We start from the raw sequence: 24,476 nt of genomic DNA on the forward strand, positions 1-24,476 counted from the left end.
GTTAAAAGATAGAATTTTCCGGTCTAAAGGATAGGAAATTCCGGTATATAGGATAGAAATTTCCGGTGAAGGATAGAAATTTTCGGTCGGCTATTTGAAAAATAGGAGAGCATTATGGATATAGAAAATTGACGTCTATCCATGGTGGATCTAGCATTCGCGCCAGACGCTAAGGAGTGCCGTCTGGATGAACACCAGTACAACTGATCTTGTGGTGAAATCGAATCGACTTATCGAGGCGGGATACCGGCTCGATCTGATTGAGCAGCGCATGGTTCTGGCAGCAATTGTCGAGGCTCGGGAAACGCAAACAGGCCTCTCTGATGGTTATGTGACCTTGGAAGCCAAGCGTTTCTGCAAACTCTTTGGTATGCGGCCCGACTCGGTGTACGGACAGCTAAAGAAGGCTCTGAACACCCTGTATGAGCGGGAAATCACGTTCTACGACATTCATCCAGAGACCGGTGCAAGACGGCATAACTCCATCCGCTGGATTAGCAGCAAGACCTATATCGACGGCGCCGGGGCTGTTCAAATGCGCTTTGCCCCCGAGATCGTTCCCTACCTGACTCGCCTTGAGGCCGAGTTTACCTCCTACCGCCTGGATCGCATCGGGCGCATGTCAAGTCCACATGCAATCCGGCTGTATGAGCTGCTGCTCCAATACGAGAAGCTGGGGCAACGTACCTTTACGATGCAAGAGTTCCGACGGATGCTCCAGATCGAGGATATGTATGAGAAGCTATCGGCCTTGAAGCGGTACTTGCTTGAACCCGCCGTAAAGCAGATCAATGAACTCTCTGACCTCGAAGTTTCCTGGAGCGAGCGCAAGCAGGGGCGTGCAGTCACGCACCTTGTTTTCGATATTAGTTTGAAAGATATGCGCCTGTTGCCCAAGCCGGACAAGCCCGCAGTAAAGCCTAGGAAAGCCAAGTCGAAGTCAACGACGCTGCTTGCTACTCGCCCGAATGCTCCTGAGTGGTTCACCCTCGACTTCATCCGTACTCACCAGCAGCGTGACGAGTCCTTGGAGGCAGCAGAGGTTCGGTTGCGCGAGCAGTTCAAGTTGTCTCCCTTGGAGAGCTGATCGCCGCTGAAAAGAAAGCACCTTGCCTTCGGCAATCCCTGCCAGGAGGTGGTATATGCAGGGCTCAGCAACTCCTGGCGCATGACCCAAGAGCCGCTGGCATTCTCTCTCCCGAAACGCACCGTCCCTCGCCCATGCTTGGCGTTGATCGCATCTAGGACCCGCATCAGCTGTTCGCTGTTGGATCTGGGCTTGGGGGCGAAAAGATCGCCTGTGATTGTTCCGTGCTCGACGAACTGGGAGAAGACGACTCCTGCCTTCGCATAGGCTGGGCCAGGCTGGTAGAGCGCCCGCAGGCCTCCAATCGCTGCCTGAACCAGATCGCGCGTATCGTCGGTGGGATAGGGTAGGGCAATGATCCGCGAGCCACTGTAGGAATCGCCCGGGCTGAACAGGCTGGTTCCGGCAAACACCTGCAGGCAGTTGGCGAGGCTCGCCTGCTGGCGCAGCTTGACCACAGCCGCAGCGTGGGCGGTGAACATGACCACAGCTCTCTCCAACTGCTCGAGGGAGAAAACTTTCGTTCCGAGCAACTACCGCCCAGCCAGGCTATGCAGTACCCAGAGGCAGAGGCAGAGGCTGAGGTTAAGGGCTTTGGGAGAGGCTGGCGATTAGGTGGGCGTTCATCTTCCATTGCTTACTGTGTTTTTATACAGTAAAAATCTAATCCAAGATTCACAGCCAGTGAAGCCCACCGGCAGGCCCGCTTGGGTTTTCTCTAACTCGTGAGAGAACGGATTCGTCTTTCACACACCACGAGCAACCTGATGCAGTCTTCACCTTCCGTTCCATCCACCTCTGGGCGCCGTTTTTGGGTCCGCGACCTGTCGTCGCATTACGGCGCGCCGACCTTCGATCTCGTCTTTTTCGATACGGGGAACGGCGTAGAGCGACATTCGAAGCCGTCTGGAATAGCCAGGAACAGGCCATTCTCGAAGCCGAACACCTGGATGCAGCCCAGCTACGCCCGCTGCATTGGGATGTGTGCAGGCAAAATAGTGGCGATCTTGTTAATTTCTAACCGCTTTATGTACGAAATTGCACAAAAAAGATGCGATCTTGCACTGACGGTTATAAATGACGCATCATGGATAGATTGCTTCAACGTCGCCTTTCGAGGCTCAAGGAGTGAGCGCCATGGTCTTTGACCGGACAGTCGTAGCAGCGCACGTCAGCGCTGGTTTTATTGCCGATGCCACTATCCGCCCTGCCGAGGATCAAGAGGCGTGGGTGCTCGAGTTTGCACGCGTGGATGGCGACAAGGATTGCCTGACCTATGCGCGCCGAACCTGTGTCAAAACATACAAGCACTGCGATGCGGCCTTGACCGACGCTATGGCCGTGGGAATGAAGAAAGTGACGGTTTTGATGAGTTAAACCGACGTAGAAAAGCAGAAGGCCCGGTCTCGCAAACCGGGCCTTCTGCAGAACCATGGGTAGGTCAACTGTTTCGCGACCGTTCCTACCCCAATGACAACCAGCCATTTGGTGAGTTGGAGTATGACTTTGCCTGTAGATTTGTGCAAGGATGAAGCCGCCTCTTCCCTCGCCACCGATCCGGTGAGGAAACGATGGCCAAGCTAGCGCACAAGAACCTGCACCCCGCATCCCCGGCTGCGGCACTACGCGCCCCGCCCCGCCCTGATCCCGGCGCTGATCCGCGCCATGAACGACGGCTTTCCGAGGCCCAGCTGAAGCTGCCGTTCTTCAAGAAAGCGCTCGCACGCCTGAAATCGATTGCCCAGACACGCACTCAGCTGCTGCCCAGAATGATCTCCACCAACGGCAGCGAGCGCGTCACCCGCATCGAGGTCTACAACAACCTGGCGGCAGTGGCCAATCCCCTGCTGGCCCGCCTGGATCTGGCCACCGGCGTGCTCGGCTGGCTGGATGAGGGCGGCAATTTCCGCCTCAACAACCAGAAAAACCTGGCCCGCGATGCCGGTCTCGCACCGGCCTGCCTGAACCGGCTGTTCAAGCGGCTCGAGGGCGTTGGCTACCTCACCCGACGGCTCGAACGCATCGCCGTTCGCGAGCACGGCATCCAGCTTGTGCGCACCCGGGTGCTGATCAAGTTCACCGACCTGTTCTGGCAACACCTCCGACTCTCGCTTGCCCATACCCTGGCCCGGAAAGCGGCACGCAAGAAGCGCCTGCGCAAGCTGCATGCCCTCGAACTCGCCAAGGCTCAAACCGCCCGCACGCCGGCCAGGAGGAGCAACCTGCGAGGGCAGGGCAGAGCGGCGGCGGCACTCAACGGCAGACTCCGGGTCCGAACCGCCCCCCTCGACGACAGCAGGATGCCCGAACAGCTGCTGCGACATGAAATCCTGCTCCGGCTCAAGAGCGAGCATCCCTCGCTCCCGGCCGCCGAGCTGAATGCCATGGCAGACGCCATCCTTTCCGGCGCCGGATAGCGCTCGCCGGCAAAACCGAAAAGGCGCCCCCTCCCCAACCTTTATCGTCGTGCCTGGCGAGGCGTTGTCGTGCCTGACGGAAACCCAGCCACCGAACCCTCCTCTCCCCAAGGCCAAAGAGCCGCTAGCAAGACTTCCAAGCGCTCCCTGAACAGCCCCCCATTCCGGCCAATCGAGCAGGTCGCTCAGCACACAAACCGGCGATACGGAAAACGGCACGTCGATAAGTCGAATTTTAAATAGCCTCCAGTACCAACCTTTCCGGTTGAAAAGCCTTTGCCTTGGATCAAACAGCATTCCCAAACAGCCACTGCACTCGTTCGCCACCGTCGCGTAACGGTTCGGCCCCTTCTCCCAACCAGGAGAAGCTGATCGGGGATCGGCGATCGACCCTCAGCACCGAGCCGCCAAAAAACGAAGCGTTCAGCAAAAATCCGCGAGAACCCTCGCCCATTCGGGCGGGGAGGAAAGCGGGGCGTGCAGGGCACGCCTGAGGGACGCAAGGGTTGACGGAGCCGTTGGGCTGAATACTATATATTTATCCAGCTTTCTGGTGTGATTCATGCTGAAGGCCACCAAGGTACGCCTCTACCCGACCTCCGAACAGGCGGAATTTCTGCATCGCCAGTTCGGTGCCGTGCGGTTCGTGTACAACAGCGCTCTTCGCATCCTGTCCCACCGCTACAAGCACCACGGCCAGTCCCTGAGTGCCAGACACGACATCAAGAAGCTGCTGCCGGTCGCCAAGACCTCCCGAAAGTACGGCTGGCTGAAAGAGGCGGATTCGATGGCGCTCCAACAGGCGTGCCTCAACCTCGACAAGGCCTTCCAGAACTTCTTCAACCCCAGGCTCAAGGCCCGGTATCCGCGCTTCAAGAGCAAACGCGGCAAGCAGTCCAGCTATCACTGCGTGGGGGTGAAGGTCGGTGACGACTGGATCAAGGTGCCCAAGCTGGGGCCGATCAAGGCGCGGATTCATCGGCCCCAGGGCGGCAAGCTGAAAAGCATCACGCTGACCCGCACCGTTACCGGCCAGTACTACGCTTCCCTCCTGGTTGATACCGGTGAGGCCGCCCCGGCGCCGCTGACGACGCTCGACGCAGGCAAGGTGCTGGGTCTCGATGTGGGCCTGACCCACCTGCTGATCGACTCCAACGGTGCCAAGATCGACAACCCGCGCTTTCTCAGGCGTGCCAGGGCGAACCTTCGGCGCAAGCAGAAGGCGCTGTCGCGCTGCCGGAAGGGCAGTGCCAATCGGGCGAAAGCCCGCCTCAAGCTGGCCAAGGCCCATGAGCGCGTGGCCAACGCCAGAAATGACTTCCAGCACAAGCTGTCTCACACGATTGTTGGCGACAACCAAGCGGTGATCGTCGAGACCCTGCAAGTCAAGAACATGCTGAAAAACGGCAAGCTGGCCAAACACATTGCCGATGCCGCATGGCACTCTCTGCTGATCAAGCTGGAGTACAAGGCCAAGGTGCAGGGCAGACACCTGGCCAGGATCGACCCGTGGTTCGCCAGCTCGAAGACCTGCCACGTATGCGGCTACAAGGCAGAGTCGATGCCGCTGGGTGTCCGTGCATGGCAGTGTGCCGATTGTGGCACCCCTCATGACCGTGACATCAATGCTGCCCTGAACATCAAGCGACAAGGCATTTTGAAGTTGAAGGCGGAAGGACTGTCCGTCTCTGCCCATCGAGGCTTGCATAAATCCGGTGTGTCGCCGGTTGCAGCCTGAGAAGTGGGAAGCCTCGCCCGATAGGGCGGGGAGCAGTCACAAACACTGAATTCAAGCCAGAAAATGGCCTGAAATGACCGCACACGGCCGAAATCGACATGCACACTCAAGGCTCGTAATCGAGATCAAATCAAGGAGCCTTCCGTGACCCCACTGAGCACGCGCTTCAGTGTCCTATCCAACCAGCGGTAATCGGACTGGATATTGGCGCAACACTTCCGGTCATCAGAAATACGTTCAAATCGCTGGACCCAATGATTGGACATTCCTACACAGGCGGACCGCTATTCAGGATCGCTGCCTATGAACTAAGCGAGTTAGGCATTCTCGGGGCGGAACTGGCCTTCAATCGCGACCATTGTTTGGATGCCTTCTACTTTCAGTTCGAAAAGGTCCATTACCCATACTTATCGGAGCACTTAAAAAATGTATTTACATGTGCAAGTGAGCACGACCATGTTCAGAGTAACTTCATATCCGTTTTCAACCATGGCCCTCTCGAGATCACCCTCGACCCTCAAAGGCCCGGCAACGCATGTTTTTTAAGTTACACCAGCCTCTCTTTCAAACGGGCCCGTGAAGCTTATACCTGTGCGATAAGCGACAATGTTTTATTGCCTTGCACTTCCTGACTAATTTAAAATACAAGGACCGTAAGCCTGGTATTCGAATTAGACAGGCGGTTATCCAATCGATCCACCTGTTCAGACACTCTTTGAGTTTGAAAAAGGGTCATTGCACATGTGCAATGCCTCGCATGGACATTTAAGGATAAGACCATGGAAATGATAAATAACGTCGAACCCAGCAAAGCTTATGATCTGCGTATTACTGCGGTCTCTCGCCAGACGATCATCATGAAGTCCGATCTGGAGAGCCTGGATATATTGGCCCGGTACGTGATCGCTGCCGCGTTGTGGAGCAAATGTGCGGAGTGTGCGCGGCAAGCCTTGCTGTCGGCTCAGGTGCCTCTCATCAGCGAGGCCGCCCAGCAGAGCCAGGCAACGGAAACAGTACAGCGCACGATTGCAAATGTGCGTTTGAACTGACGGGGAGGTTTTAAAAATGGATGCCTCTGCTGCAAAAATGCTGAAGGTGCGCTTCAAGCACCAGAGGCGCCATTTCGACGCGACCGTGACCTTCGCTGGAACCATCGCAACGGTGGTCCTCTCGCCGCTGCCTCGCTACTCATTCACCGTCGACCTGGACGCTCCCGAGGACGTCACCCTTACGCTGCCCTCGGATCGTGAAGGCGCGAAGCCCGTGATCTGTGGCAGCCTGGACAATATACCCTTCCTCGCCGAGGCCCTGGACGCAGCCCGTACTGCGTTGTGGCTGGCGCCAAAAGCTCCCCCGCACTACGTCTGATTTGGCCAGCAGGATTTTTCTGACTGCGTTCCAATGGTAATGTTAAGCTGAATTGACCATTGGAGCTTGCCAAGGCAAGCATAAGGTTATTGAAACGGTAGCAATGTGCATTTAATTTATTTGCGGCAATTCTCGAGGAGGCCTGTAATTGGCAGTCTTTCTTGTTAACCGAGTGGACATTAATTGACGGGCGAGATGGGTGCTCGACATGACCAAATCGCACAATGACGACGCGCACATAAAAACCGCTGAAAATAGGGCATCCTCCTCAGACACAGCTGAGAAAGGGAATTTATATATATGAAGAACTCTAATCCATATGTCATACGCCGCTTCCCCTACTGGGTCGCTCCCCCCGAGCCCCATGAAACCTTCCGGGATATAGAATGGGGCGTAATGGAGGTTCTTTCGGATGACACTCTCCGCTTCGTCCGTGAGCAGCCGGATAAGGCCGAACTGGAAAAATTGATCCGGCATCTGGAAAGCCAGTGCTAAGCAAAAGGCCACCCCCACGGTGGCCTTTCTGCTTTTGAGGCTTGCCGAAGTTAATTTCCGGCCATTTTGTGGCTTGAAAGGCCCACACGCTGCGAACGTTCTTGTTTAACGTCCTGCTAGAGCATTCGACATCCACTGTCTGGCCTGGCCGCGCGCCCTGAAGCACGCTTCCCCGGGTCGGGCTCCTTCAGGGCATCCGGCATGGACTTTCAAGCACTCGAGTTCCACCCATTCTCCAATTTCTTTCCGCTCCTGCAGGATGAGGACTTCACCCATCTCGCCAAAGACATAGAGCTCCACGGGCAGCGCGAACCGCTCATCCTTTTCGAAGAGCAGATCCTCGATGACCGCAACCGCAACCGCAACCGCAACCGCAACCGCAACCGCAACCGCTATCGCGCCTGCCTGGAGCTGGGGCGAGAGCCCGTACGCGCTCCTTCGAAGGAGCCGACGCCCTCGAGTGCTGAGCCTCAATTTGCACCGACGACAGCTGACCATCGCCCAGCGGGCGGTGATCGCCGCCGAGCTGTGTGCGCTGCGCGAACGGACGCCAGCCCGAAGTGGTCGCCGAGCGGCTGCTGGCCGATTTGGAGGAGGGCATCGACCTTGAGCGCCTGTTCTTCACGATCGAGGTGGCCATGCATCTTCGTGATCGGGTGATTGCCCGGGAATGATGGGCCGATCTGGAGTTGGGTCTTGCCGAAGCGGTAGTGAAATGAACTTCACCGGCTCACGCTTGGCCAGGCGTTGTTCCCTGCCAGAGCAAGCGGCTTAAAAAGTATCGACCTCAAGGATAAACGCCATGTACGAGCGCCTGAAAACAATAGCCTGGTATTTGGGCTGGCCCAGTGCGGGCTATGTCGTGGGACACTTGCTGTTGCAGCTCAGTGGAATAATCAAGTGAGCTTTCATTTGCTCGAGGCAACAGCTGCAGTAGTAATATGTTGCCGTTAGGCATAATTAATCGACGAGGGAGTTTAGATGTCCAAGATCCTGGAGTTTCGTGCTGCCGAAGAAGCACTCAATGAACTGCAAGCCAAGCTCGATGCCCTGAAGGGAAATGAGCGCTTGCAGGAGGAGTTGGAGTTCGAGCAAAAGCTCCGCCAGTTGATGCAGGAGCATGGAAAGACCCTGCGCGACATCAACCTGCTGCTGGATCCGCAGCAGGCTAAGCAGAGTGTTCCCTCTGCCAAGCAACCAAAGCAACCACGCCGGCCGCGCGAGGAGAAACGCTACCGCAACCCTTATACCGGCGAAGTCGTGGCCACCAAGGGTGGCAACCAGCGCACGCTCAAGGCCTGGAAGGAGCAGTTCGGGGCCGAAGTGGTAGAGAGCTGGCTTGAAGGCGCGCAACAAGAAGAACCGCTGGCCAATGCCGGCTGAAGCCGGCCTGTAGCTCGTCATGCCGTCGCCTCCCAGCGCCTTGTCCGCCCGACCCACCCTGGCCGAGATCAACGCGGCACTGGCTGGGCTCGGGCTCCCGCGAATCCCGCAGGAAAAGATCGCCGTGGTCCTTCAGGTCGAGGACCGTGCGCGAATCGTCGCCGCCATCGACCGGGCACCCCAGGATGCGGAGGCCCGGCGCTTTCTGGCCGATGTGCTGAGTGCCGCGGGCATCGGCGCAGAGGCAGCCATCGACACTTCGCGGGTGCCGGAACAGCCGGATCCTCGCCTGGATAATGCCGCCGTGCACGTCTATGGCGGTCGGTTCGCGCTGTGCTTCGAGGCCGACACCACCCGCCAGGGTTTCCCTACGGTGGCGCTCGATGCGACCAACGCCGACGGTCCCCTGCAGTACAACTGGTCGCAGAAGATCCGCCTGCAACTGACGCGGGCCGAGATGCCTGTGGTCACTGCCGTGTTGCTGGGCGTATTGCCCGGATGCGAGTTCAAGAACCACGGCCAGGACAAGGACAAGGGCTTTTCGCTGGAGCGGCAGAAAGGTGGTCGCGTGTATGTCAAGGTGTTCGCCCGGGAGCAAGGCGTGAAAGGCGTTCCGATCATTCCCGCCGATCTTTTCTTCGTGTCGGCCTTGTTCATCCGGCAACTTCAGAAGGCCTGTCCCTGGATGAATGCCGCCTCGCTGGTCGAGTTGATCAGAATGACCCAGGCCTTTCCGGAAAGTTGAACTTGGCTAATTAGCCCGGCTCTTCGCTTGGGATTTTGGGCGGCGGTGTTATCCCTGTTTGCACTACATTGCAGGGAGAGACCGATGGAACTTCGTCCTTATCAGAACGACCAACTTCACCTGCTTCGGCAAGGCATTGCCGCCAAGCAGTATGTGCAAATGCTCATGAGTCCCACGGGCTCCGGCAAGACCGAAGTCGCCAAGGCCATCATCGCCGGTTCGCAGGCGAAGGGGCGCCGGGCCTGGTTCGTCGTCGACAGCGTGAGCCTGCTCGACCAGGCCCTGAGCCGCTTTCACCAGAGCGGCCTGTATGCCGGCGCCATTCAGGCGGACCACCCATGCACCGACTACGGCAAGCCCATCCAGATCTGCACGGTGCAGAGCCTGCGGCCCCGGCTGCCACACCTGCTCGCCGCGCAGCCGCCGGACCTGGTGCTGATCGACGAGGCGCACATCCTCCACAAGCCCCACCTCGAGCTGATCGATTGGTGCCGCGCCAACAAGGTGCCGGTGATCGGCCTGAGCGCCACGCCGTTCCGCCGCGGCCTGGGCAAGATCTTCGACCGGCTGGTCAGTTGCATCACTACCGAGGAGTTGACCGAGCAGGGCTATCTGGTACCGACCCAGTGCTGGGCCCCATTCGTGCCTTTGCTCAAGGGCGTGGGCACCAAGGCCGACGGCGACTGGATCGAGGACGAGCTGGCTGAGGTGATGGGCGACGCCCAGCTGCTCGGCGATATCGTCGCCCACTGGAAGGAACTGGGCGAGAACCGCAAGACCCTGGTGTTCGCCTGCAACGTCAAGCATTCCAAACGCCTCGCGGAAGCCTTCTTCGCCGCCGGCGTCATGGCCGCGCACATCGACGGCTACATGCCGCCGCACGAGGTCGAGGAGATCCTGCGGCTCTACAAGGCGGGCAGGATCAAGGTGCTGGTCTCGGTGGCTATGCTGATCAAGGGCTTCGACGACCCGGAGATCGCCTGCCTAGTGCTGGCCCGCCCCACCCAGTCGCTGATACTGCATTACCAGATGCTCGGTCGCGGGCTGCGCCCCTCGCCGGAAACCGGCAAGACCGACTGTATCATCATCGACCATGCCGGCAACCTGCTGCTCAACGGACGGCCCACCGATACGCTGCCTGACCGTCTCGATATCGGCGATGGCGAGCCGGTGGACAAGCGCCCGCAGAACAAGGAGGACCACGAGCAAAAGACCAAGGCCTGTCCGCACTGCGGCTTCGTGTTCAGCGGTCTGCGCTGCCCGAAATGCGCCCACGAGATCCTGCTGCCCGATGGCGTGGCCGTCGCCGCGGGCAAGCTCGCCAAGCTCGAGGATCGCCGCCAGGTGCTCGGGCCGACCTGCAAGCAGGACATCTACCGGGAGCTGCTGGGCTATGCCCGCGCGAAGGGCAAGAAAGAGGGCTGGGCCTACTACGCCTACCAAGCCTTCCTGAAGGAGCCGCCGGATCGCGCCTGGCGCAGCAGCTCCCTGCAGTCCAAGCCCCTGACGCCGGAGATGCGCGGCTGGATCAAGGGCTACAACATCCGCCGGGCCAAGAGCCACGCCAAGTACGGCACGTGAGGCGGTCCGGGAAACCATACGGCCCGTGCGCCCCTGCGGGCCATTGCCCCTGCCTGATCCTTCACTTTCAAGCCACAAAAGCGCCGGAATAGGCCGCCCGGCGCCCGCCAGGCCTGCCACCATCGTCGACTTCACCGGGCAAAAAGGATTCACCATGAAGTCGACAGCAGAACAGCTTCCCATCATCCACTACGAGGGCAACCACCTGGTCGTGAAGGCCTACGCCGGCTGCGGCAAGACCACCACCCTGGTGGCCTATGCCGAGCACCACAGCCCTCTGCGCATGCTGTACCTGGCCTACAACCGCGCCATCCGCGACGAGGGCGCGGCCAAGTTCCCGCGCAACGTGGTCTGCAAGACCTCCCACCAGTTGGCCTGGCCCGGCTTCGGCCAGCGCTACCAGCACAAGCTGGGCAACATTCGCCTGACCGATGCCGCGGGCCTGCTCGAGACCCGCCACTGGGGCAGCGTTCGCGATGCCCTGGCCGTGCTCAACGCCTATCTCTCGAGCGCCGACCGGGAGATCGGCCTGGCCCATGCGCTCGCCGGACTCGACGGGGAAAGCTTCACCACCGGCGGGGACGCCCATATCGAGCGAACCATCAGCTCGGCCCAGCGGCTGTGGGAGGCCATGATCGACCCCCAGCACAACTTTCCCTGCCAGCACGATGCCTACCTGAAGCTGTTCCAGTTGAGCCGGCCGAAGCTGCCCTACGACGTGATCCTGTTCGACGAGGCCCAGGACAGCAATCCGGTCACCGCCGCCCTGGTCGCCGAGCAATCGACACGGAAGATTTTCGTTGGCGACAAGTGGCAGCAGATCTACCGCTGGCGCGGCGCGGAGAACGCCCTCGACCGGCAGATCGAGGCGGGCGCCGATGCGCTCTATCTGACCAACTCGTTCCGTTTCGGGCCGCTGATCGCCGGCGTGGCCAATGCCATTCTCGCGCTGCAGGGCGAGACCCGCCCCCTGGTGGGGTTCGGCCCGCGCGATCGGGTGTCGACGCGCCTGCCGTTCGGCTGCGAGCGCTACACGGTACTGAACCGGACGGTGGTCGGCGTGATCTTGACCGCCATCGGCGCAGTCGGCCAGGACAAGGTCGTGCATTGGAACGGGGGGATCGACGCCTACCAGCTTTCCGACCTGGAGGATGTCCATCACCTGCGGGAGGAACAGGTCGAGAGGATTCGCAACCAGCGGCTGCTGGCGCAGTTCAAGACCTTCGCCGATTTCAACGAGGCGGCAGAGGAATCCCAGGATCCGGAGATGAAGCGCACGGTCCGCCTCCTCGAGGAGCACCACGACATCCCGCGCTTGATCGCTGCGCTGCGCCGCCATTCCACGAATGACCCCAACGAGGCGGATATCATCGTCAGCACGGTGCACCGGGCCAAGGGCCTGGAATGGGACATCGTGGTGCTGGAGGAGGATTTCCCGGACCTCTTCGACGACGAGAAAATCTCCCCGGAGCAGCGGGTCGACGAGTTGAACCTGCTCTACGTGGCGGCTACCCGTGCCAGGCAGCACCTGGTCGTCAACGGCATCGTTCAGGCCATCGTCCGGTTGGCGCATTCCAGGGCGAAGGCAGCCAATGGCTCTAGAGCCTGTTATTAACCACTGCTTTGGTTATCGTTTGCAGTTATGCAGACGACAACCCGAAAACCCTACCCCACCGATGTCAGCGATGAGGAGTGGGCCTTCGTGGCGCCCTATCTGGCGCTGATGCCCGAATCCTCCGCCCATCGCGTCCACAGCCTGCGCGAGGTCTTCAATGCCCTGCGCTACATCGTCCGCGGCGGCCTGCTCTGGCGGCAGATGCCGCATGATCTGCCGCCGTGGCAGGTGGTGTATCAGCAGACCCGACGCTGGATCGAGGCCGGCGTCTTCGAGGAACTGCTGCATGATGTGCGCGAGTTGATCCGGCTGGCGGACAAGCGCAAGGCTCAGCCCAGCGCCGTGATCCTCGACAGCCGCACCCTGCAGTCGACGCCGGAAAGCGGCGCACGGGCCGGCTATGACGGGGCCAAACGCCGCAAGGGCTCGAAGGTGCATATGGCCGTGGATACGCTGGGGCAGTTGCTCGCCCTGCGGGTGACGCCCGCCAACGAACAGGACCGCGCCCAGGTGGCCGCCCTCGCCGAGCAGGTGCAGCGGGTGACCGGTGAGGCGGTGGAGGTTGCCTTCGCCGACCAGGGCTACAGCGGCGAGTCGGCGGCCCGACAGGCAGAGGCGCATGGCATCCAGCTGGAAGTGATCAAGCACACGGAAGCGAAGAAGGGCTTCATCCTGCTGCCTCGGCGCTGGGTGGTCGAGCGCAGCTTCGGCTGGATGGCCCGCTTTCGAAGACTGAGTCGGGATTACGAGCGCCTGGCCTCGACGCTGGCGGGCTTTCACTTCATAGCCTTTGTTTGCCTGATGTTGCCGACTGCTCTCAAGGCCTTGGCAGCACCAGGCTGATCAAGAAACGAACGGGTTAATAACAGGCTCTAGGGGCTGTTGACGTTTCGAGCCAGAGGGGGCGATGAGGAAAGGCAAACCTGCAGGATCGGAGTTCCCACACCGATAACCCTGCAGGTTGGCAATGCTCCGATTGATGCTCAGTGGCGAACTTTGTCGAAGCTGGGGTTTGGGGAGCAACGGAACCAAAAAAAACCAACGTAAGGCGGGATTAGAGTGCGGCGCCGCCGTGAACACGAGCAGTTCTCAGGACTTTGATTTGACGAACGGGTTTTCTGCACGACTACTGCCGCCTTTACTCTGGCAAAGAAGACGCCCCTGGCCTGGTTCGGCAAAACGGTGGTTTTTCCGAACTCACCAGACGCCACAAGGGTTTGCGGGCCGGCACCGGGCTTAAATGCACTTTCTGTTCCGTTGCTCCCCAAACCCCAAGCTGGAAAAGTACTGCTTCAGCAATCCATCTACCAAAACTGGATCTGCGCATGACGGTCGAGGGCATGCATCTACCGGATGCGCATGGGCTGCCTCTGGAGAGACCTGCCCAGCGCCTTCGGATGCTGGAACCGGGTCTACAAGCGCTTCAATGCCTGGTCGTCGGCGGGTTTGCTTACTCCACAGAGCCCGGTGGGCTGCTCTTTCCCTCCCGGCAAACCGCATGCGGTGCTTTCGCCGCTTTGCCAGCCCCTCTTCAACGGATCGCCCAGCACGCCAGGCCACGGTGGCCTGAGTGAGTCTGAGTGAGTGCAAGAGTCGAGAGCGGGACCAGGCCAATACGACGGGAGGGTACGCTTTCGGCTCCCACTGGGGAAGGCAGGCCGGGTTTTGGAAGGATGCTCGACTCAGCGGACTGTCCGGGCGGCTTGGCGAAACTGCCCCGGCGCCACGCCGAACGTTTGGCGGAACGCCCGGGTGAACAAGCCTTGAGACTGGTAGCCGACCTCCAGAGCAATGGCGCCGACGCCGAGGTTCGAGCCGAGCAGCAGCGCTCGGGCGCGCTCCAGGCGCAGCCGGGTGAGCAGCGCCAGCGGCGACATGCCCGCCAGCCGGGCGAAGCGGCGCATGAAGGTGGAGCGCGACATGCTGGCCTGCCGGGCCAGTTCGTCGACGGTCCAGTTTCGCGCCAGGTCCTCGAGCAGGACGTTCGCCACCTTGCCGAGACGCCGGTCCAGCAGCAGCGCGACGACGCCGGAGATATCCTGCCGCTGCGCCAGGTAAGCGCGGAGTATCAGGGTGAACAGGGCGGACGACAGCGCGTCGATGACGGCGCCGGTGCCGAGGTGTTCTTCCTCGGCCTCACCCCGCAGCAAGCCCACCAGCGCGCCCAGCGGGTCGCCATCACTCGCCGCCGGGAACTGCACCAGCACCTGTTCGGACAAGGCGGCGAACAGCGTGGCGCCCGGTGCATGGAGGAAGCGGCCGCAGAGCATGTCCAGCCCTTCGTCGGGGTGTCCCAGGCGCAGCCGCGGCAGCCAGCCCGAAGTATCCCGCAGCACCTCGCCCCGCCCGCTCCCGCCGCGCAATCCATGGGCCATGCCGTGCGGCAGCAGGAGGATCTGCCCGGCGCTCAGGCGCCGGACGGAACCGTCCGGCAGCTCCAGCCGGCATTCGCCGCGCAGGACGATGTGATAGGTCGCCTCGCCGGGGGGCAGCGGCGGATGGTCCAGGGGCCAGTCACCCTCGAGCCGGCAATGCAGGTCAAGCATACCCTTGAGACCGGCCAGGCCGATCAGTCTGTCGATGGCATTCATTCGGGACTTTGGGACAAGAAACCGGGCCGATCGGAGCAATCCCTCCCGCTCTTCCGGGACAGACTGGTGTCACTGGCGCCGCCAGCCCACCATCCGACGCGAGGAGAAAATATCATGCTGTTCAACTGGTCCGAATATGTCCCTGCCGTGAAGAAAGCCTTCGGCAACCTCGGCAAGTCCCACCCGAAGATGCTCGATGCCTACAAGGCGCTGGGCGAGGCCGCCAGCGCCGACGCCGCACTGGATGCCAAGACCCGCGAGCTGATCGCCCTGGCGGTGGCCGTCACCACCCGCTGCGACGGCTGCATCGGCGTGCATGCCGAAGCCGCCTACAAGGCCGGCGCCAGCGAAGCGGAAGTGGCCCAGGCGCTGGCCACGGCCATCTCGATGAACGCCGGCGCGGCCTACGTCTACTCGCTGCGCGCCCTGGAAGCCTTCGAGCAGAACCGGACCTGACCGGCCGAAGAGTGGCAGGTGCCGCCCGGTGCCTGCCGACAGCCTGGCCATTCAGGTGGCGCGATCCCAGTGTGCCCGCTGCTCCATGAGAAAATCGATGAAGGCGCGCAACCGCAGCGGCAGGTGCCGGCCGTGCGGGTACAGCAGGGTGAACGGTCGCGAGCATCCGCCGTATTCCCGCAACACCTCCACTAGCGAGCCTTCAGCCAGTTCCCTTTCCACGATGAAGCGATAGGTCTGGAACACCCCCGCGCCGTGCCTGGCCAGGGTGACTCCGCCCAGCACATCGTCCGAACAGACATAGCCGCCATCGGCGAGGATCTCCCGGTCCCGCCCCGCTTCCCGGAACAGCCAGGCGATGCGCCGCCCGCTGCTGGGCAGCTCGAACTGGATGCATTCGTGACGCGCAAGGTCGTCTAGCGTTTCCGGAACTCCGGCGCGGGCCAGATAGCCTGGCGCGGCGACCACCACCAGCGCGGCATCCTCGAGCGGACGGGCGATCAGCGTCGAGTCCGGCTGCGCGCGGACGCGGATCGCCATGTCATAACCCTCGTCGACAAAATCGATGTTGCGGTTGCTCAGGTGGATATCCACCTTCACCTTCGGGAAGCGCTCACGGAACGCCGGCAGCAGCGGCAGTATCCGGTGGTGCCCGTAAGTGGTCGGGATACTGATGCGCAGCACCCCGGACGGCTCCAACTGCTGGCCCGTTACCTCGCGCTCGGCCTCCACCAGTTGGGCGAGGGCCTCGCGGCACTGCTCGAAGTAGGCGCGTCCCTGTTCCGTGAGGCGAATACTGCGCGTCGTGCGGACGAACAGTCGGGTGCCCAGCCGCTCCTCCAGCCGCGCGACCGACCGGCTGACCGCAGCCGGCGTCACGCCCGCGGCGAGCGCCGCCGCCGTGAAGCCACCGCTCTCTGCCGCGAGGCAGAACAGCTCGATGCTGCCCAGCTGGATGTCGTCGAAATGGCGCCGCATGACTCATTACACCATGTAATTAGTGAAGTGCATCAAACCGTATTTATCCAAATACCAGGGCACAAATAAAGTCGCTCTCATCAGCGTGATGCCGCCGGCCCGCTGGCCTTTTCCACTTCCCACAGGAGCATTCGTCATGAGCAACTCGCGCACCGCTGTTATCACCGGCGCCTCCAGCGGCATCGGCCTGGGTTTGGTCCAGGCCTATCTGGATCGGGGCTTCAACGTCGTCGGCAACGCCCGCTCCGAAGAACGCCTGGCTCAGGTCGGTGCCGACCTGGGCGACCCCGAACGCTTCCTCGGGGTCGCCGGTGACATCGCCGTGCCGGAGACTTCCCGGCGCCTCTTCGAGCAGGCGGTGCGCCGCTTCGACCAGGTCGACATTCTGATCAACAACGCCGGCATCTTTCTGCCCAAGCCATTCATCGAATACAGCGAGGAAGACCTCGACAGCCTGCTGGCCACCAATCTCAAGGGCTTCGTCTATGCCTCCCAAGCCGCCGCCCGGCACATGATCCCGCGCCGGCAGGGCCATATCGTCAACATCACCGCCAGTGTCGCCCTGCAATCGAACATCAGCGTACCTGCTCTCCTGCCGGTGCTGATCAAGGGCGGGATCAACCAGGCGACCCGGGCGCTGGCGCTGGAGCTCTCGCCCCACAACATCAAGGTTAATGCCGTCGCCCCCGGCATCGTCGATACGCCGATGCACGATCCGGAAGCTCGGCGTTTTCTCGAAGGCCTGCAACCGGCTGGCCGAATCGGCCGAGTCGAGGAGATCGCCGCCGCCGTGCTCTATCTGACCGACGCCGACTTCACCACGGGTGTGGTGCTGCCGGTGGATGGCGGCATGAGTTCGGGCAAGTGGTGAGCCCTTTCAGGACAAAGGAGATCCGTCATGCCCTTCGTCAGCATCCGCCTCACCCGCGACGGCATCACCCGGGAACAGAAGGCCCAGGTGATCCGGGAAATCACCGAAACCCTGCAACGGGTGCTCGACAAGCGCCCCGAACTCACCCACATCGTCATCGAGGAAGTCGATACCGACAACTGGGGCTACGCCGGGATGACCACCACGGAATACCGTGGCAGGACACCGGAATGACGCAGCGGAACGGGTGAGGCTCGCCGCCGTCAGCTCTGCTTGCGCTTGCGGAACTCGGCCACCTTGGAGCGGTTTCCGCAAAGCGCCATGCTGCACCAGCGCCGGCGGTGGGACTTAGTCCGGTCGTAGAACCAGAGGGTGCATTGCGGGTGCTCACAGACCCGTATCAGCGAGAAGTCGCCCGCACACAGCAATTCGGCTGCCTGCTCGGTCAAAGGTGCCAGGAACTGGGCGGCGGACTTGCGCTCGCCGACCGTCTCCAGCCGGGGACCTTTATCGACATCCCAGTGCACCTGGCGGTAGCTGGCGGTCTGCTTCAGAAAGCGGTTGAGTTCGGATGGGTCGCCGGGCTGGCCTGCCTTGCGCCGCTCGACCAGAACCCGAATGGCTTCGCGCAATGCGCGAGCCGTCTCCAGCAAGGCTCCGGGCGGCAGGCTCGGCGCCTCGTCCGTGGTGGCTATCTCCAGACGCGCCAGCCAGCGCAGTACGTCCGTATCGGATTGCCAGAAGTCGTATGAAACACCGTCAATACAAGCCACGGTATTGAGCATGTCGAGCACGGGATGGTCGGCCAGGACATAGGGCTCGGCCGGAGCATCGCCAGATTTTGCAGTCATTTCGATCCTCCGTCGCGACAGCCCATAGTAACCCTCATACATCGCTTTTCAAGTTACCCGATGCAAACGAGCCAGCATCGGCTCTCTTCGCCGCTGGCGGGGTAAAGACGACGAGTAGCATTATAACCTTTAAAAATTGATTTGACAGGTTACAAAAAAGAGCCAGAATGAACTCGTCAGTAACCTTTAAAAGGCTTTTAAAAAGTTACAGAGGGCCGCCCAGATGACTACCACCTCCTTCAGCACCGCAACCGCTATCCGCCACCAGTTCGCCGACGCCGATGGCGTCCGCGTGTTCTACCGTGAGGCCGGCAATCCCGCCGCGCCGGTTTTGCTCCTGCTGCACGGCTTCCCGAGTTCGTCCCATCAGTTCCGCACGCTGATTCCGCTGCTGGCCGACCGCTTCCACGTCATTGCCCCGGACCTGCCCGGTTTCGGCTTCACCGAGGTGCCGGCCGAGCGTAACTACCGCTACAGCTTCGACGCCCTCGCCCAGACCCTCGGCGCCTTCGTCGACGTGCTCGGCCTCAAGCGATACGCCCTGTATGTGTTCGACTACGGCGCGCCGACCGGACTACGCCTGGCCGTGGCCCACCCGGAGCGCGTCACCGGCCTCGTCTCGCAGAATGGCAACGCCTACCTGGAGGGCCTGGGTGATGCTTGGGCGCCGATCAGGGCCTACTGGAACGAGCCCAGCCCGGAAAACCGCCAGGTCATCCACGATGCCATCCTTCACCTGGAAGGCACCCGCTGGCAGTATCTGCACGGAGTTGACGATCCAGCGCTCGTCGCCCCCGAGGCCTATACCCTCGACGCTCTGCTGCTGGAGCGCCCCGGCAACAAGGACATCCAGCTGGACCTGTTCCTCGATTACGCCAACAACCTCGAGCGCTACCCGGATTTCCAGGCGTTCTTTCGCGACACCCAGGTTCCGACCCTGGTGATCTGGGGCCGGCACGATCCGTTCTTCATTCCGCCGGGCGCCGAAGCGTTCAAGCGCGACAACCCTGACGCCGTGGTGGAACTGCTGGACACCGGCCACTTCGCGCTTGAAACCCACGTGGAATACATCGCCAAACGTATCCATGAGGTAGTGGGGAACTCGACCCACTAACAACGCGCGCCCCCAACGAAGCCATCACGTAGGGGGCGCTTTTCATTGGACGGACGACGCATGGTCACGATACTGCGTAGGTAGTGGGCCGTAATCTTGCTCAGGGGCGGATGGCCGGGATTGTGTTCCTGCCGAGTAGAGCACAGCACTCCTGTGGGCCAGCCAACCCGGATGGCGAGCTTATTGCTGATCGTAGCGGCTTCTGGAGCTTCTGAATTCGTCCGCGTTCTCCACGACCCATATCCATAGCGGAATCATCCGCACCAGCAATTGTTTGCCTAACTCTGACAGTTCGTATTCGACTCTTGGTGGGACTTCCCCGAAGTCGTAGCGGCAAATCAATGAGCCCGAGCGCGGCGCCGGGCAAGCTCTGCAACCAAGTTCATGACGGTCTTGGCATCGTCGCCATGCAACGAGGAATCACCGTGGACAGTGTTAACTAAGCCTCCGGTGAGTCCAGGTACTTCCATGCCCGGTGGTACTTCGCGACGCGCTGTAGGTCTTTCTCGCTCACCGCGTTGAGCCGCAGCAGATTCATGTTGTCCTCGATGTCCAACAGTTTGATCTTCCTGGCGAGCGGGTGGACACGAACGCGGTCAATGAAGGCCTCGTAGCTTTCGCCCTTGCGGCGGGTAAGCACTACAACCGCGCTCACGACCGATTCTGGAAATCCATCGTTACGCAAATCGTCAGCAGTTGTAGGGGAATCCTCGATCACATCATGGAGCAAGGCGACACACTGGGCGATTGGGTCATCCAGGCGGGCCGCGAGGCGAAGCGGATGCAGGATGTACGGCTTGCCCGCCTTATCCACTTTCCCTCCGTAGGCCTTGAGGGCTCGATGCAGAGCGAGTTCGATCAGGGCTGAGGGCATATTCATTTTTTCTCGCGTTCCTTCCGCGTTAGCCATTCAGCCATGGACGAATCCTCCAGGGCGTATTCACCCCGAGAGGCCTTCCAGACAAGCTCTTTCTCGCGCAGCACATCGAGCGCCTTCTGGACGTTCGGAGTACTGGCGTTGGCCTCAGCGCCAGCCAGCTCCAGCTTGCGGTTCACTTCGATAAATGTCTGCTCAGAAAATGGCGTGAAAGGCTGCTTGCTCATGACTCGCTCGCCCATCACCTCCAGCACCGCCCGTTGCAGCGGCGAAAGATCGTTGTAGGCGCTCTCATAGTCGCTCCAGACCCCGGCTTGGTGATTCAGGGCGCCAGTGCGTAGTAGCTCCGCGAGATTACTGGCTTCGCCCAGGCCTACGCTTACCTCCGTGAGCAGGGCGTTGAGCATTTCCGGGCGACGGCCAACCAATCCGAACGCATAATCCATGTCGTCGGCGCTGAACTGGTTGGTAGCGGCGAGGCGGGTATTCCACACGCCGGTCACGAACTCAACGAAGTCGCGGCCAAGCAGCGGGAACGGCGTGATCTGAGCGCCATAGAAGGGCTGCTTGGACTTGAGGACTAGGTTGGCCAGCTTGTCCCGGCTCGACCCGGTGAAGACCAGTCGCAGTCCATCGGGGCGGTTGCCCCGGTTGAGGTGATCCCGCGCAGCCTTGAGGGCGAACATGGTGTTGATCCCGCTCTCGCTGTTCAGCGCGTGCTGAGCCTCGTCTACGATCAGGACTATCATCTGGCCGGAGACTTGGTGCAATACATCTAGGGCCTTGGCCAGTGTCGTGCCTGGAGGCAGTTGCGGCTTGCTGAAATCCCAACTCAGGGTGCGAAGCAGGTTAATCTTCTCGACGCCGACCTTCTTTGCGGCCTTGCGGGCGGTGCTGTCGAACTCTGCCAGGGCGCGCCCAATGGCGCCGGCAATCAGCTCGGCGGGATCGACCTCTCGGTTTTCCCAGAGGTCCACGTATACCGGCAGCCAGTCCTGGGCTTCGCATTCGGGTGCGAGGTCGTTTTCGAGAAACGTGCTCTTGCCAGTGCGGCGAGGTGCTGCCAGAAACATGCCCGAGCTGTAGTCGGCAAAGGACTCGCCGGCCAAGTCTCGCACAAGAGATTCGGCTAAGGCCTTGCGGTGGAAGATGGGACGGGACGGACTCATCTGATTATCCTAAATTATCTGACTTACTATAATTTATACCTCGCTGGATATTTTTAGCATAATTCAGTGCTTGGTGAGAGCTAATCGTCCCCGCTATCGGGCTGGGTCACTGCGAGACTGGGGGATAGATCGACAATTCCCGCCACCCAGGCTGGGAAGCCGGCACCGCTGAAAGATCAAAAGGCTGGGTAGCGATGATTATGCGCTGGGTGACCCGGTGGCCAAATCGATCTGGTTTCCTGTGGTTACGGGGCAGACCACAACCGGGCGCATCGCAGGCTGCACGACAGATACCGCACCTTGCACCACTCCCACCCTGAGCTGGGGTATTATTCAAGTGACTAAATAAAAATCATCATTTGGAGATACGCATGGGCGAGCACGCCGTTACTGGGGCCAGCGCCAAGAGAACGTCCAGCGGCAAGAAGCCGAATCCGCCGTCGTTCTGGACCATGGCACATGCTCTAGCCTTGAAGAGTGAGCATGAGCGGATACAGACCATCCAGCAAGGAATGGAGTCGGTATGGGTGGAGGCTTTGAAGAAGGCATTCGACCTTAATAGGCAAACGCTGGCCCCCCTCATCAACCTTTCAGAGTCCACCTTGGATCGCCGGCTGAAGGCTCGTTCACTGCTCGATCCTGTGGCATCCGAACGACTCGACCGCATCGCTCAGGTGGCCGTGCTGGCTGAATCGGTGTTTGAGGACAAGCAGATAGCGGCGCGCTGGATGTCTACCAGCAACGATGTGCTCGGGGGGAAAACACCGCTCTCGCTGTGCGACACGGAATTGGGGGCTCGGCAGGTCCGCCGGGTGCTGCACTCGATTGAGTGGGGAGGGGTGGCCTGATGCGCGCTTGGCGCATTGCAAAGGCCAAGCGCGCTAGAGACCTTTCCGGCCAGGGCGCTGCGCTGGAGGGTGGCCGTTGGAATGAGGTGGAAGTGCCGGCGGTCTACATGGGCTTGTCCCCCGGCATCTGCTGTCTCGAAACCTTCGTTCATCTACCTGCCCGGCCACTTATCCCGATGAAGATCACACTGTTCGAGTTGCCCGATGATCCCGACCTGTACTTCGAGCCGCCCGCTGCGGAGCTGCCGACCTCCTGGAACACGATGCCAGCCGACCGGCAAAGCATGGCATTCGGAACAGAATGGATCAGGAACGGGGAGCAGCTCGGGCTCATTGTTCCCTCAGCTGTGATGCCGCTGGAGCGCAACATCGTGATCAACCCTCGGCACCCAGCCATCGAGCAAGTACAAATCGTCGAGGTGCTCGACTTCAGCTACGACGACCGCATGTTCCGCGTTCGCCCCTAACAGGGATGCTGTAACGCAGGCTTGCAGGCCCCCGTCCGATTGGGCATCCTTGAACGAGCCGATAGGTGCGTTGGCTGTACGCTACACAGCCTAAGAATCCTAAAACAATGCCCAGGCGTTGTTTCCAAATAACGCTCATTGATATGAGGGCGTTATTTCAAAAAGAGTGCATCCAACCGATGCCACTTTTTCTCCAAAGAATCATTCATCTGCGCGTGTGCGCTGATGTTTGTCCGTGCTCGGCACGGGTCGTTGGCTGACGACACTTTCAGCCTAAATACTGCAACTTAAAAACTCAAACCCTGCGGGGATTTCCCCGCCTGGGGATTTCTTCGCTTCAAGTCATTGGAGTCGAGAAATGAAAACCGAACCCGTCATTAACCTGACGAAATTTAAAATTACTCCGGAACTCGCCAGTTTCGGTGTGCACGACTTGAGCAACTGGAGGGAGTTTCAGGAGATCAGAGGTCTCTTGTACTACCCCGATCCGCCGACCAAAGAGCAAATCGATCAGCGCGTTGAGCGCCTGGCGAATATTGCCCTGCGCGAGGCCAAGAAAACGGGCGCGACTCAGGTATTGGTGAGTTGTCCGCCCTGGATGCTGTCGCCGCTGTGCAAGGAGCTGTTGTATTTGAACATGCAGCCGGTGGTGACCTTCACGAAAAGCAACAACGACAAAGGCGTGACCGTTCTTTCATTGGTCAACGCCGCTTAATTCAAACACCCACTTAAAAAGTTTAAAACTGCCCTTGGGGGAGATATTCCCCTATGGGGATGCTCCTTTTTCGGGCGTTGCATTTGAGAAAGGAGAGCATCATGAAATTCAACGCCAAAGTCGGCATGAGCGAGTTCGGTTTTGCTTCGAGCGCGCAAGCGCCCGCCTTCGAGGCCGGACACGAGTTCATGCCATACGTGGCTCCCAAGAAGGATTATTTCTTCCGCCAGGAGCTGTTGAGGCCGCTGATGAACTGGCTCTATACCCCTTGCGGGGATAGCGCTCTGCTCGTCGGGCCTACGGGCTCCGGCAAGTCCTCGCTCGTCGAGCAGTTGACGGCCCGCCTGAATTGGCCCTGCCTCACCGTCTCGGCGCACAGCCGGATGGAGATGCCGGAGTTGACCGGCTACAACCTGCCGGTCACCGACCCGGTGAGTGGCGACCTGAACACGAAGTTCGTGGACGGGCCGCTGACGCGAGCCATGCGCCATGGCTTCGTGTTCGTGCTCGACGAGTACGACACGCTCGATCCGGCGGTGACGGTGGGCTTGCATGCGGTTCTGGAGGGACGCCCTCTGGTCATCGCGGAGAATGGTGGCGAAGTGGCGCCACCACACCCGAACTTCCGGTTTGTCGCCTGCGGCAACACGGCAGGGCAGGGTGACGACAACGGCAATTACACGGCAACGATGCAGCAGAACCTGGCGTCTCTGGATCGCTTCCGCGTCTGGGAAGTGCCCTATCTGGCGGCTGAGCACGAAGTGCAGACCATCGTGTCCGCGCTTCCGCAACTGCCGGAGGACATGGCGAAGCGGATGGTGCAGGTCGCAAACTCGGTTCGCAGTCAGCATCAGGGACTGGGCGGTCAGTACCTCAGCGTCACGCTGTCCACCCGGACCGTGCTGCGCTGGGCGCGGATCGCCTGCGGCTACACCCAACTGGGTGCCAGCAAGAATCCCATCCAGGACGCCTTGAACGAGTCGCTGCTCAATCGCTGCGACAAGGTGCAGAAACTGGCCATCACGAAGATCGCCCAGAGCGTCTTCGGCGGTGACTGGAAAATCCAGAATGGCAGTTCGGATGACCTCCCGTTCTGAATTTTAACTTCAA

General features: G+C 60.5%; 26 protein-coding genes and 2 pseudogenes. 21 read left to right on the top strand and 7 right to left on the bottom strand.

Annotation, left to right across the window (positions count from 1 at the left end):
* Nucleotides 1-187 precede the first annotated feature (187 nt).
* Complete coding sequence (locus Atro_RS22570; RefSeq protein WP_497927960.1) at nucleotides 188-1,087, top strand: RepB family plasmid replication initiator protein; 900 nt, start codon at nucleotides 188-190, stop codon at nucleotides 1,085-1,087.
* On the opposite strand, the gene Atro_RS22575 is transcribed toward Atro_RS22570, so the two are convergent.
* Nucleotides 1,006-1,620: a DUF4113 domain-containing protein gene (locus Atro_RS22575; protein ID WP_497927961.1), complete on the bottom strand. Its 615-nt coding sequence runs from the start codon at nucleotides 1,618-1,620 to the stop codon at nucleotides 1,006-1,008. The genes Atro_RS22570 and Atro_RS22575 overlap by 82 nt on opposite strands.
* Before the next feature lie 604 nt (nucleotides 1,621-2,224).
* Between Atro_RS22575 and Atro_RS22580 the strand changes: the two genes are divergently transcribed.
* The 12 genes and pseudogenes from Atro_RS22580 to Atro_RS22635 all read left to right on the top strand — a co-directional run.
* Nucleotides 2,225-2,464, top strand: coding sequence for a hypothetical protein (locus tag Atro_RS22580; protein ID WP_497927962.1), 240 nt, complete (start codon nucleotides 2,225-2,227; stop codon nucleotides 2,462-2,464).
* 194 nt (nucleotides 2,465-2,658) lie between these two features.
* Entirely contained in the window at nucleotides 2,659-3,504 is an 846-nt protein-coding gene (locus Atro_RS22585) for a hypothetical protein (protein ID WP_497927963.1), read from the top strand.
* Between the two features lie 562 nt (nucleotides 3,505-4,066).
* A complete protein-coding gene (locus tag Atro_RS22590; protein ID WP_497927964.1) occupies nucleotides 4,067-5,242 on the top strand; it encodes an RNA-guided endonuclease InsQ/TnpB family protein in 1,176 nt (391 codons plus the stop codon).
* Between the two features lie 779 nt (nucleotides 5,243-6,021).
* Nucleotides 6,022-6,291: a hypothetical protein gene (locus Atro_RS22595; protein WP_497927965.1), complete on the top strand. Its 270-nt coding sequence runs from the start codon at nucleotides 6,022-6,024 to the stop codon at nucleotides 6,289-6,291.
* 16 nt (nucleotides 6,292-6,307) lie between these two features.
* A complete protein-coding gene (locus Atro_RS22600) occupies nucleotides 6,308-6,610 on the top strand; it encodes a hypothetical protein (RefSeq protein WP_497927966.1) in 303 nt (100 codons plus the stop codon).
* 1,025 nt (nucleotides 6,611-7,635) lie between these two features.
* Complete coding sequence (locus Atro_RS22605; protein WP_497927967.1) at nucleotides 7,636-7,779, top strand: hypothetical protein; 144 nt, start codon at nucleotides 7,636-7,638, stop codon at nucleotides 7,777-7,779.
* A gap of 307 nt (nucleotides 7,780-8,086) precedes the next feature.
* Nucleotides 8,087-8,488 carry a histone-like nucleoid-structuring protein, MvaT/MvaU family gene (locus Atro_RS22610; RefSeq protein WP_497927968.1) on the top strand — a complete coding sequence of 134 codons (402 nt, stop codon included), beginning with the start codon at nucleotides 8,087-8,089 and terminating at the stop codon, nucleotides 8,486-8,488.
* A gap of 19 nt (nucleotides 8,489-8,507) precedes the next feature.
* On the top strand, nucleotides 8,508-9,233 hold the full coding sequence (locus Atro_RS22615) for a hypothetical protein (protein ID WP_497927969.1): 726 nt from the start codon (nucleotides 8,508-8,510) through the stop codon (nucleotides 9,231-9,233).
* 84 nt (nucleotides 9,234-9,317) lie between these two features.
* Nucleotides 9,318-10,814 (top strand): DEAD/DEAH box helicase, encoded by a 1,497-nt coding sequence (locus Atro_RS22620; protein ID WP_497927970.1) that lies wholly within the window; start codon nucleotides 9,318-9,320, stop codon nucleotides 10,812-10,814.
* Nucleotides 10,815-10,968: 154 nt separating this feature from the next.
* The gene (locus tag Atro_RS22625; RefSeq protein ID WP_497927971.1) at nucleotides 10,969-12,429 is read left to right on the top strand and encodes a 3'-5' exonuclease; all 1,461 of its coding nucleotides are present in this window, start codon (nucleotides 10,969-10,971) and stop codon (nucleotides 12,427-12,429) included.
* Between the two features lie 27 nt (nucleotides 12,430-12,456).
* Nucleotides 12,457-13,272: an IS5 family transposase gene (locus Atro_RS22630; RefSeq protein ID WP_497927947.1), complete on the top strand. Its 816-nt coding sequence runs from the start codon at nucleotides 12,457-12,459 to the stop codon at nucleotides 13,270-13,272.
* A gap of 414 nt (nucleotides 13,273-13,686) precedes the next feature.
* Nucleotides 13,687-13,875: pseudogene (locus tag Atro_RS22635) on the top strand (transposase); the annotation flags it as partial.
* Nucleotides 13,876-14,111: 236 nt separating this feature from the next.
* Here Atro_RS22635 and Atro_RS22640 read toward each other — a convergent pair.
* Nucleotides 14,112-15,020, bottom strand: coding sequence for an AraC family transcriptional regulator (locus tag Atro_RS22640; RefSeq protein ID WP_497927972.1), 909 nt, complete (start codon nucleotides 15,018-15,020; stop codon nucleotides 14,112-14,114).
* Between the two features lie 114 nt (nucleotides 15,021-15,134).
* Here Atro_RS22640 and Atro_RS22645 point away from each other — a divergent pair, with 114 nt between their 5' ends.
* Nucleotides 15,135-15,476 carry a carboxymuconolactone decarboxylase family protein gene (locus tag Atro_RS22645; protein ID WP_497927973.1) on the top strand — a complete coding sequence of 114 codons (342 nt, stop codon included), beginning with the start codon at nucleotides 15,135-15,137 and terminating at the stop codon, nucleotides 15,474-15,476.
* 51 nt (nucleotides 15,477-15,527) lie between these two features.
* Here Atro_RS22645 and Atro_RS22650 read toward each other — a convergent pair whose 3' ends face one another.
* Entirely contained in the window at nucleotides 15,528-16,454 is a 927-nt protein-coding gene (locus Atro_RS22650; RefSeq protein WP_497927974.1) for a LysR family transcriptional regulator, read from the bottom strand.
* Nucleotides 16,455-16,590: 136 nt separating this feature from the next.
* Between Atro_RS22650 and Atro_RS22655 the strand changes: the two genes are divergently transcribed.
* Together Atro_RS22655 and Atro_RS22660 are read left to right on the top strand one after the other, a co-directional pair.
* Nucleotides 16,591-17,325, top strand: coding sequence for an SDR family NAD(P)-dependent oxidoreductase (locus Atro_RS22655; protein WP_497927975.1), 735 nt, complete (start codon nucleotides 16,591-16,593; stop codon nucleotides 17,323-17,325).
* Nucleotides 17,326-17,352: 27 nt separating this feature from the next.
* Nucleotides 17,353-17,559: a tautomerase family protein gene (locus tag Atro_RS22660; RefSeq protein WP_497927976.1), complete on the top strand. Its 207-nt coding sequence runs from the start codon at nucleotides 17,353-17,355 to the stop codon at nucleotides 17,557-17,559.
* Between the two features lie 29 nt (nucleotides 17,560-17,588).
* On the opposite strand, the gene Atro_RS22665 is transcribed toward Atro_RS22660, so the two are convergent.
* The gene (locus tag Atro_RS22665) at nucleotides 17,589-18,176 is read right to left on the bottom strand and encodes a CGNR zinc finger domain-containing protein (RefSeq protein ID WP_497927977.1); all 588 of its coding nucleotides are present in this window, start codon (nucleotides 18,174-18,176) and stop codon (nucleotides 17,589-17,591) included.
* 223 nt (nucleotides 18,177-18,399) lie between these two features.
* Here Atro_RS22665 and Atro_RS22670 point away from each other — a divergent pair, with 223 nt between their 5' ends.
* Nucleotides 18,400-19,290 carry an alpha/beta fold hydrolase gene (locus tag Atro_RS22670; protein ID WP_497927978.1) on the top strand — a complete coding sequence of 297 codons (891 nt, stop codon included), beginning with the start codon at nucleotides 18,400-18,402 and terminating at the stop codon, nucleotides 19,288-19,290.
* A gap of 180 nt (nucleotides 19,291-19,470) precedes the next feature.
* Here the strand turns inward: Atro_RS22670 and Atro_RS22675 are convergent.
* The 3 genes and pseudogenes from Atro_RS22675 to Atro_RS22685 form a co-directional block, all read right to left on the bottom strand.
* A pseudogene (locus tag Atro_RS22675) lies at nucleotides 19,471-19,632 on the bottom strand (winged helix-turn-helix transcriptional regulator); the annotation flags it as partial.
* Nucleotides 19,633-19,729: 97 nt separating this feature from the next.
* Nucleotides 19,730-20,164, bottom strand: coding sequence for a GTP pyrophosphokinase (locus Atro_RS22680; protein WP_497927979.1), 435 nt, complete (start codon nucleotides 20,162-20,164; stop codon nucleotides 19,730-19,732).
* Nucleotides 20,165-20,166: 2 nt separating this feature from the next.
* The gene (locus Atro_RS22685) at nucleotides 20,167-21,336 is read right to left on the bottom strand and encodes an ATP-binding protein (protein WP_497927980.1); all 1,170 of its coding nucleotides are present in this window, start codon (nucleotides 21,334-21,336) and stop codon (nucleotides 20,167-20,169) included.
* A gap of 371 nt (nucleotides 21,337-21,707) precedes the next feature.
* Here Atro_RS22685 and Atro_RS22690 point away from each other — a divergent pair, with 371 nt between their 5' ends.
* From Atro_RS22690 to Atro_RS22705, 4 genes are all read left to right on the top strand, one after another.
* Entirely contained in the window at nucleotides 21,708-22,184 is a 477-nt protein-coding gene (locus Atro_RS22690; RefSeq protein WP_497927981.1) for an Xre family toxin-antitoxin system antitoxin, read from the top strand.
* On the top strand, nucleotides 22,184-22,651 hold the full coding sequence (locus tag Atro_RS22695) for an RES family NAD+ phosphorylase (protein WP_497927982.1): 468 nt from the start codon (nucleotides 22,184-22,186) through the stop codon (nucleotides 22,649-22,651). The genes Atro_RS22690 and Atro_RS22695 overlap by 1 nt, the downstream gene beginning before the upstream one ends.
* 358 nt (nucleotides 22,652-23,009) lie before the next feature.
* Nucleotides 23,010-23,366, top strand: a complete 357-nt coding sequence (locus Atro_RS22700) for a hypothetical protein (RefSeq protein WP_497927983.1) — start codon at nucleotides 23,010-23,012, stop codon at nucleotides 23,364-23,366.
* Between the two features lie 101 nt (nucleotides 23,367-23,467).
* Nucleotides 23,468-24,463 (top strand): AAA family ATPase, encoded by a 996-nt coding sequence (locus Atro_RS22705; RefSeq protein ID WP_497927984.1) that lies wholly within the window; start codon nucleotides 23,468-23,470, stop codon nucleotides 24,461-24,463.
* The last annotated feature ends 13 nt before the right edge of the window (nucleotides 24,464-24,476 follow it).

This window comes from Azotobacter tropicalis, assembly GCF_059739045.1.

Bases quoted from the DNA above. Each gene is read 5' to 3' on its own strand.
- Atro_RS22570 (WP_497927960.1), top strand. From the start codon at position 188: ATGAACACCAGTACAACTGATCTTGTGGTGAAATCGAATCGACTTATC.
- Atro_RS22580 (WP_497927962.1), top strand. From the start codon at position 2,225: ATGGTCTTTGACCGGACAGTCGTAGCAGCGCACGTCAGCGCTGGTTTT.
- Atro_RS22585 (WP_497927963.1), top strand. From the start codon at position 2,659: ATGGCCAAGCTAGCGCACAAGAACCTGCACCCCGCATCCCCGGCTGCG.
- Atro_RS22590 (WP_497927964.1), top strand. From the start codon at position 4,067: ATGCTGAAGGCCACCAAGGTACGCCTCTACCCGACCTCCGAACAGGCG.
- Atro_RS22595 (WP_497927965.1), top strand. From the start codon at position 6,022: ATGGAAATGATAAATAACGTCGAACCCAGCAAAGCTTATGATCTGCGT.
- Atro_RS22600 (WP_497927966.1), top strand. From the start codon at position 6,308: ATGGATGCCTCTGCTGCAAAAATGCTGAAGGTGCGCTTCAAGCACCAG.
- Atro_RS22610 (WP_497927968.1), top strand. From the start codon at position 8,087: ATGTCCAAGATCCTGGAGTTTCGTGCTGCCGAAGAAGCACTCAATGAA.
- Atro_RS22615 (WP_497927969.1), top strand. From the start codon at position 8,508: ATGCCGTCGCCTCCCAGCGCCTTGTCCGCCCGACCCACCCTGGCCGAG.
- Atro_RS22620 (WP_497927970.1), top strand. From the start codon at position 9,318: ATGGAACTTCGTCCTTATCAGAACGACCAACTTCACCTGCTTCGGCAA.
- Atro_RS22625 (WP_497927971.1), top strand. From the start codon at position 10,969: ATGAAGTCGACAGCAGAACAGCTTCCCATCATCCACTACGAGGGCAAC.
- Atro_RS22630 (WP_497927947.1), top strand. From the start codon at position 12,457: ATGCAGACGACAACCCGAAAACCCTACCCCACCGATGTCAGCGATGAG.
- Atro_RS22640 (WP_497927972.1), bottom strand. From the start codon at position 15,020: ATGAATGCCATCGACAGACTGATCGGCCTGGCCGGTCTCAAGGGTATG.
- Atro_RS22645 (WP_497927973.1), top strand. From the start codon at position 15,135: ATGCTGTTCAACTGGTCCGAATATGTCCCTGCCGTGAAGAAAGCCTTC.
- Atro_RS22650 (WP_497927974.1), bottom strand. From the start codon at position 16,454: ATGCGGCGCCATTTCGACGACATCCAGCTGGGCAGCATCGAGCTGTTC.
- Atro_RS22655 (WP_497927975.1), top strand. From the start codon at position 16,591: ATGAGCAACTCGCGCACCGCTGTTATCACCGGCGCCTCCAGCGGCATC.
- Atro_RS22660 (WP_497927976.1), top strand. From the start codon at position 17,353: ATGCCCTTCGTCAGCATCCGCCTCACCCGCGACGGCATCACCCGGGAA.
- Atro_RS22665 (WP_497927977.1), bottom strand. From the start codon at position 18,176: ATGACTGCAAAATCTGGCGATGCTCCGGCCGAGCCCTATGTCCTGGCC.
- Atro_RS22670 (WP_497927978.1), top strand. From the start codon at position 18,400: ATGACTACCACCTCCTTCAGCACCGCAACCGCTATCCGCCACCAGTTC.
- Atro_RS22680 (WP_497927979.1), bottom strand. From the start codon at position 20,164: ATGCCCTCAGCCCTGATCGAACTCGCTCTGCATCGAGCCCTCAAGGCC.
- Atro_RS22685 (WP_497927980.1), bottom strand. From the start codon at position 21,336: ATGAGTCCGTCCCGTCCCATCTTCCACCGCAAGGCCTTAGCCGAATCT.
- Atro_RS22690 (WP_497927981.1), top strand. From the start codon at position 21,708: ATGGGCGAGCACGCCGTTACTGGGGCCAGCGCCAAGAGAACGTCCAGC.
- Atro_RS22695 (WP_497927982.1), top strand. From the start codon at position 22,184: ATGCGCGCTTGGCGCATTGCAAAGGCCAAGCGCGCTAGAGACCTTTCC.
- Atro_RS22700 (WP_497927983.1), top strand. From the start codon at position 23,010: ATGAAAACCGAACCCGTCATTAACCTGACGAAATTTAAAATTACTCCG.
- Atro_RS22705 (WP_497927984.1), top strand. From the start codon at position 23,468: ATGAAATTCAACGCCAAAGTCGGCATGAGCGAGTTCGGTTTTGCTTCG.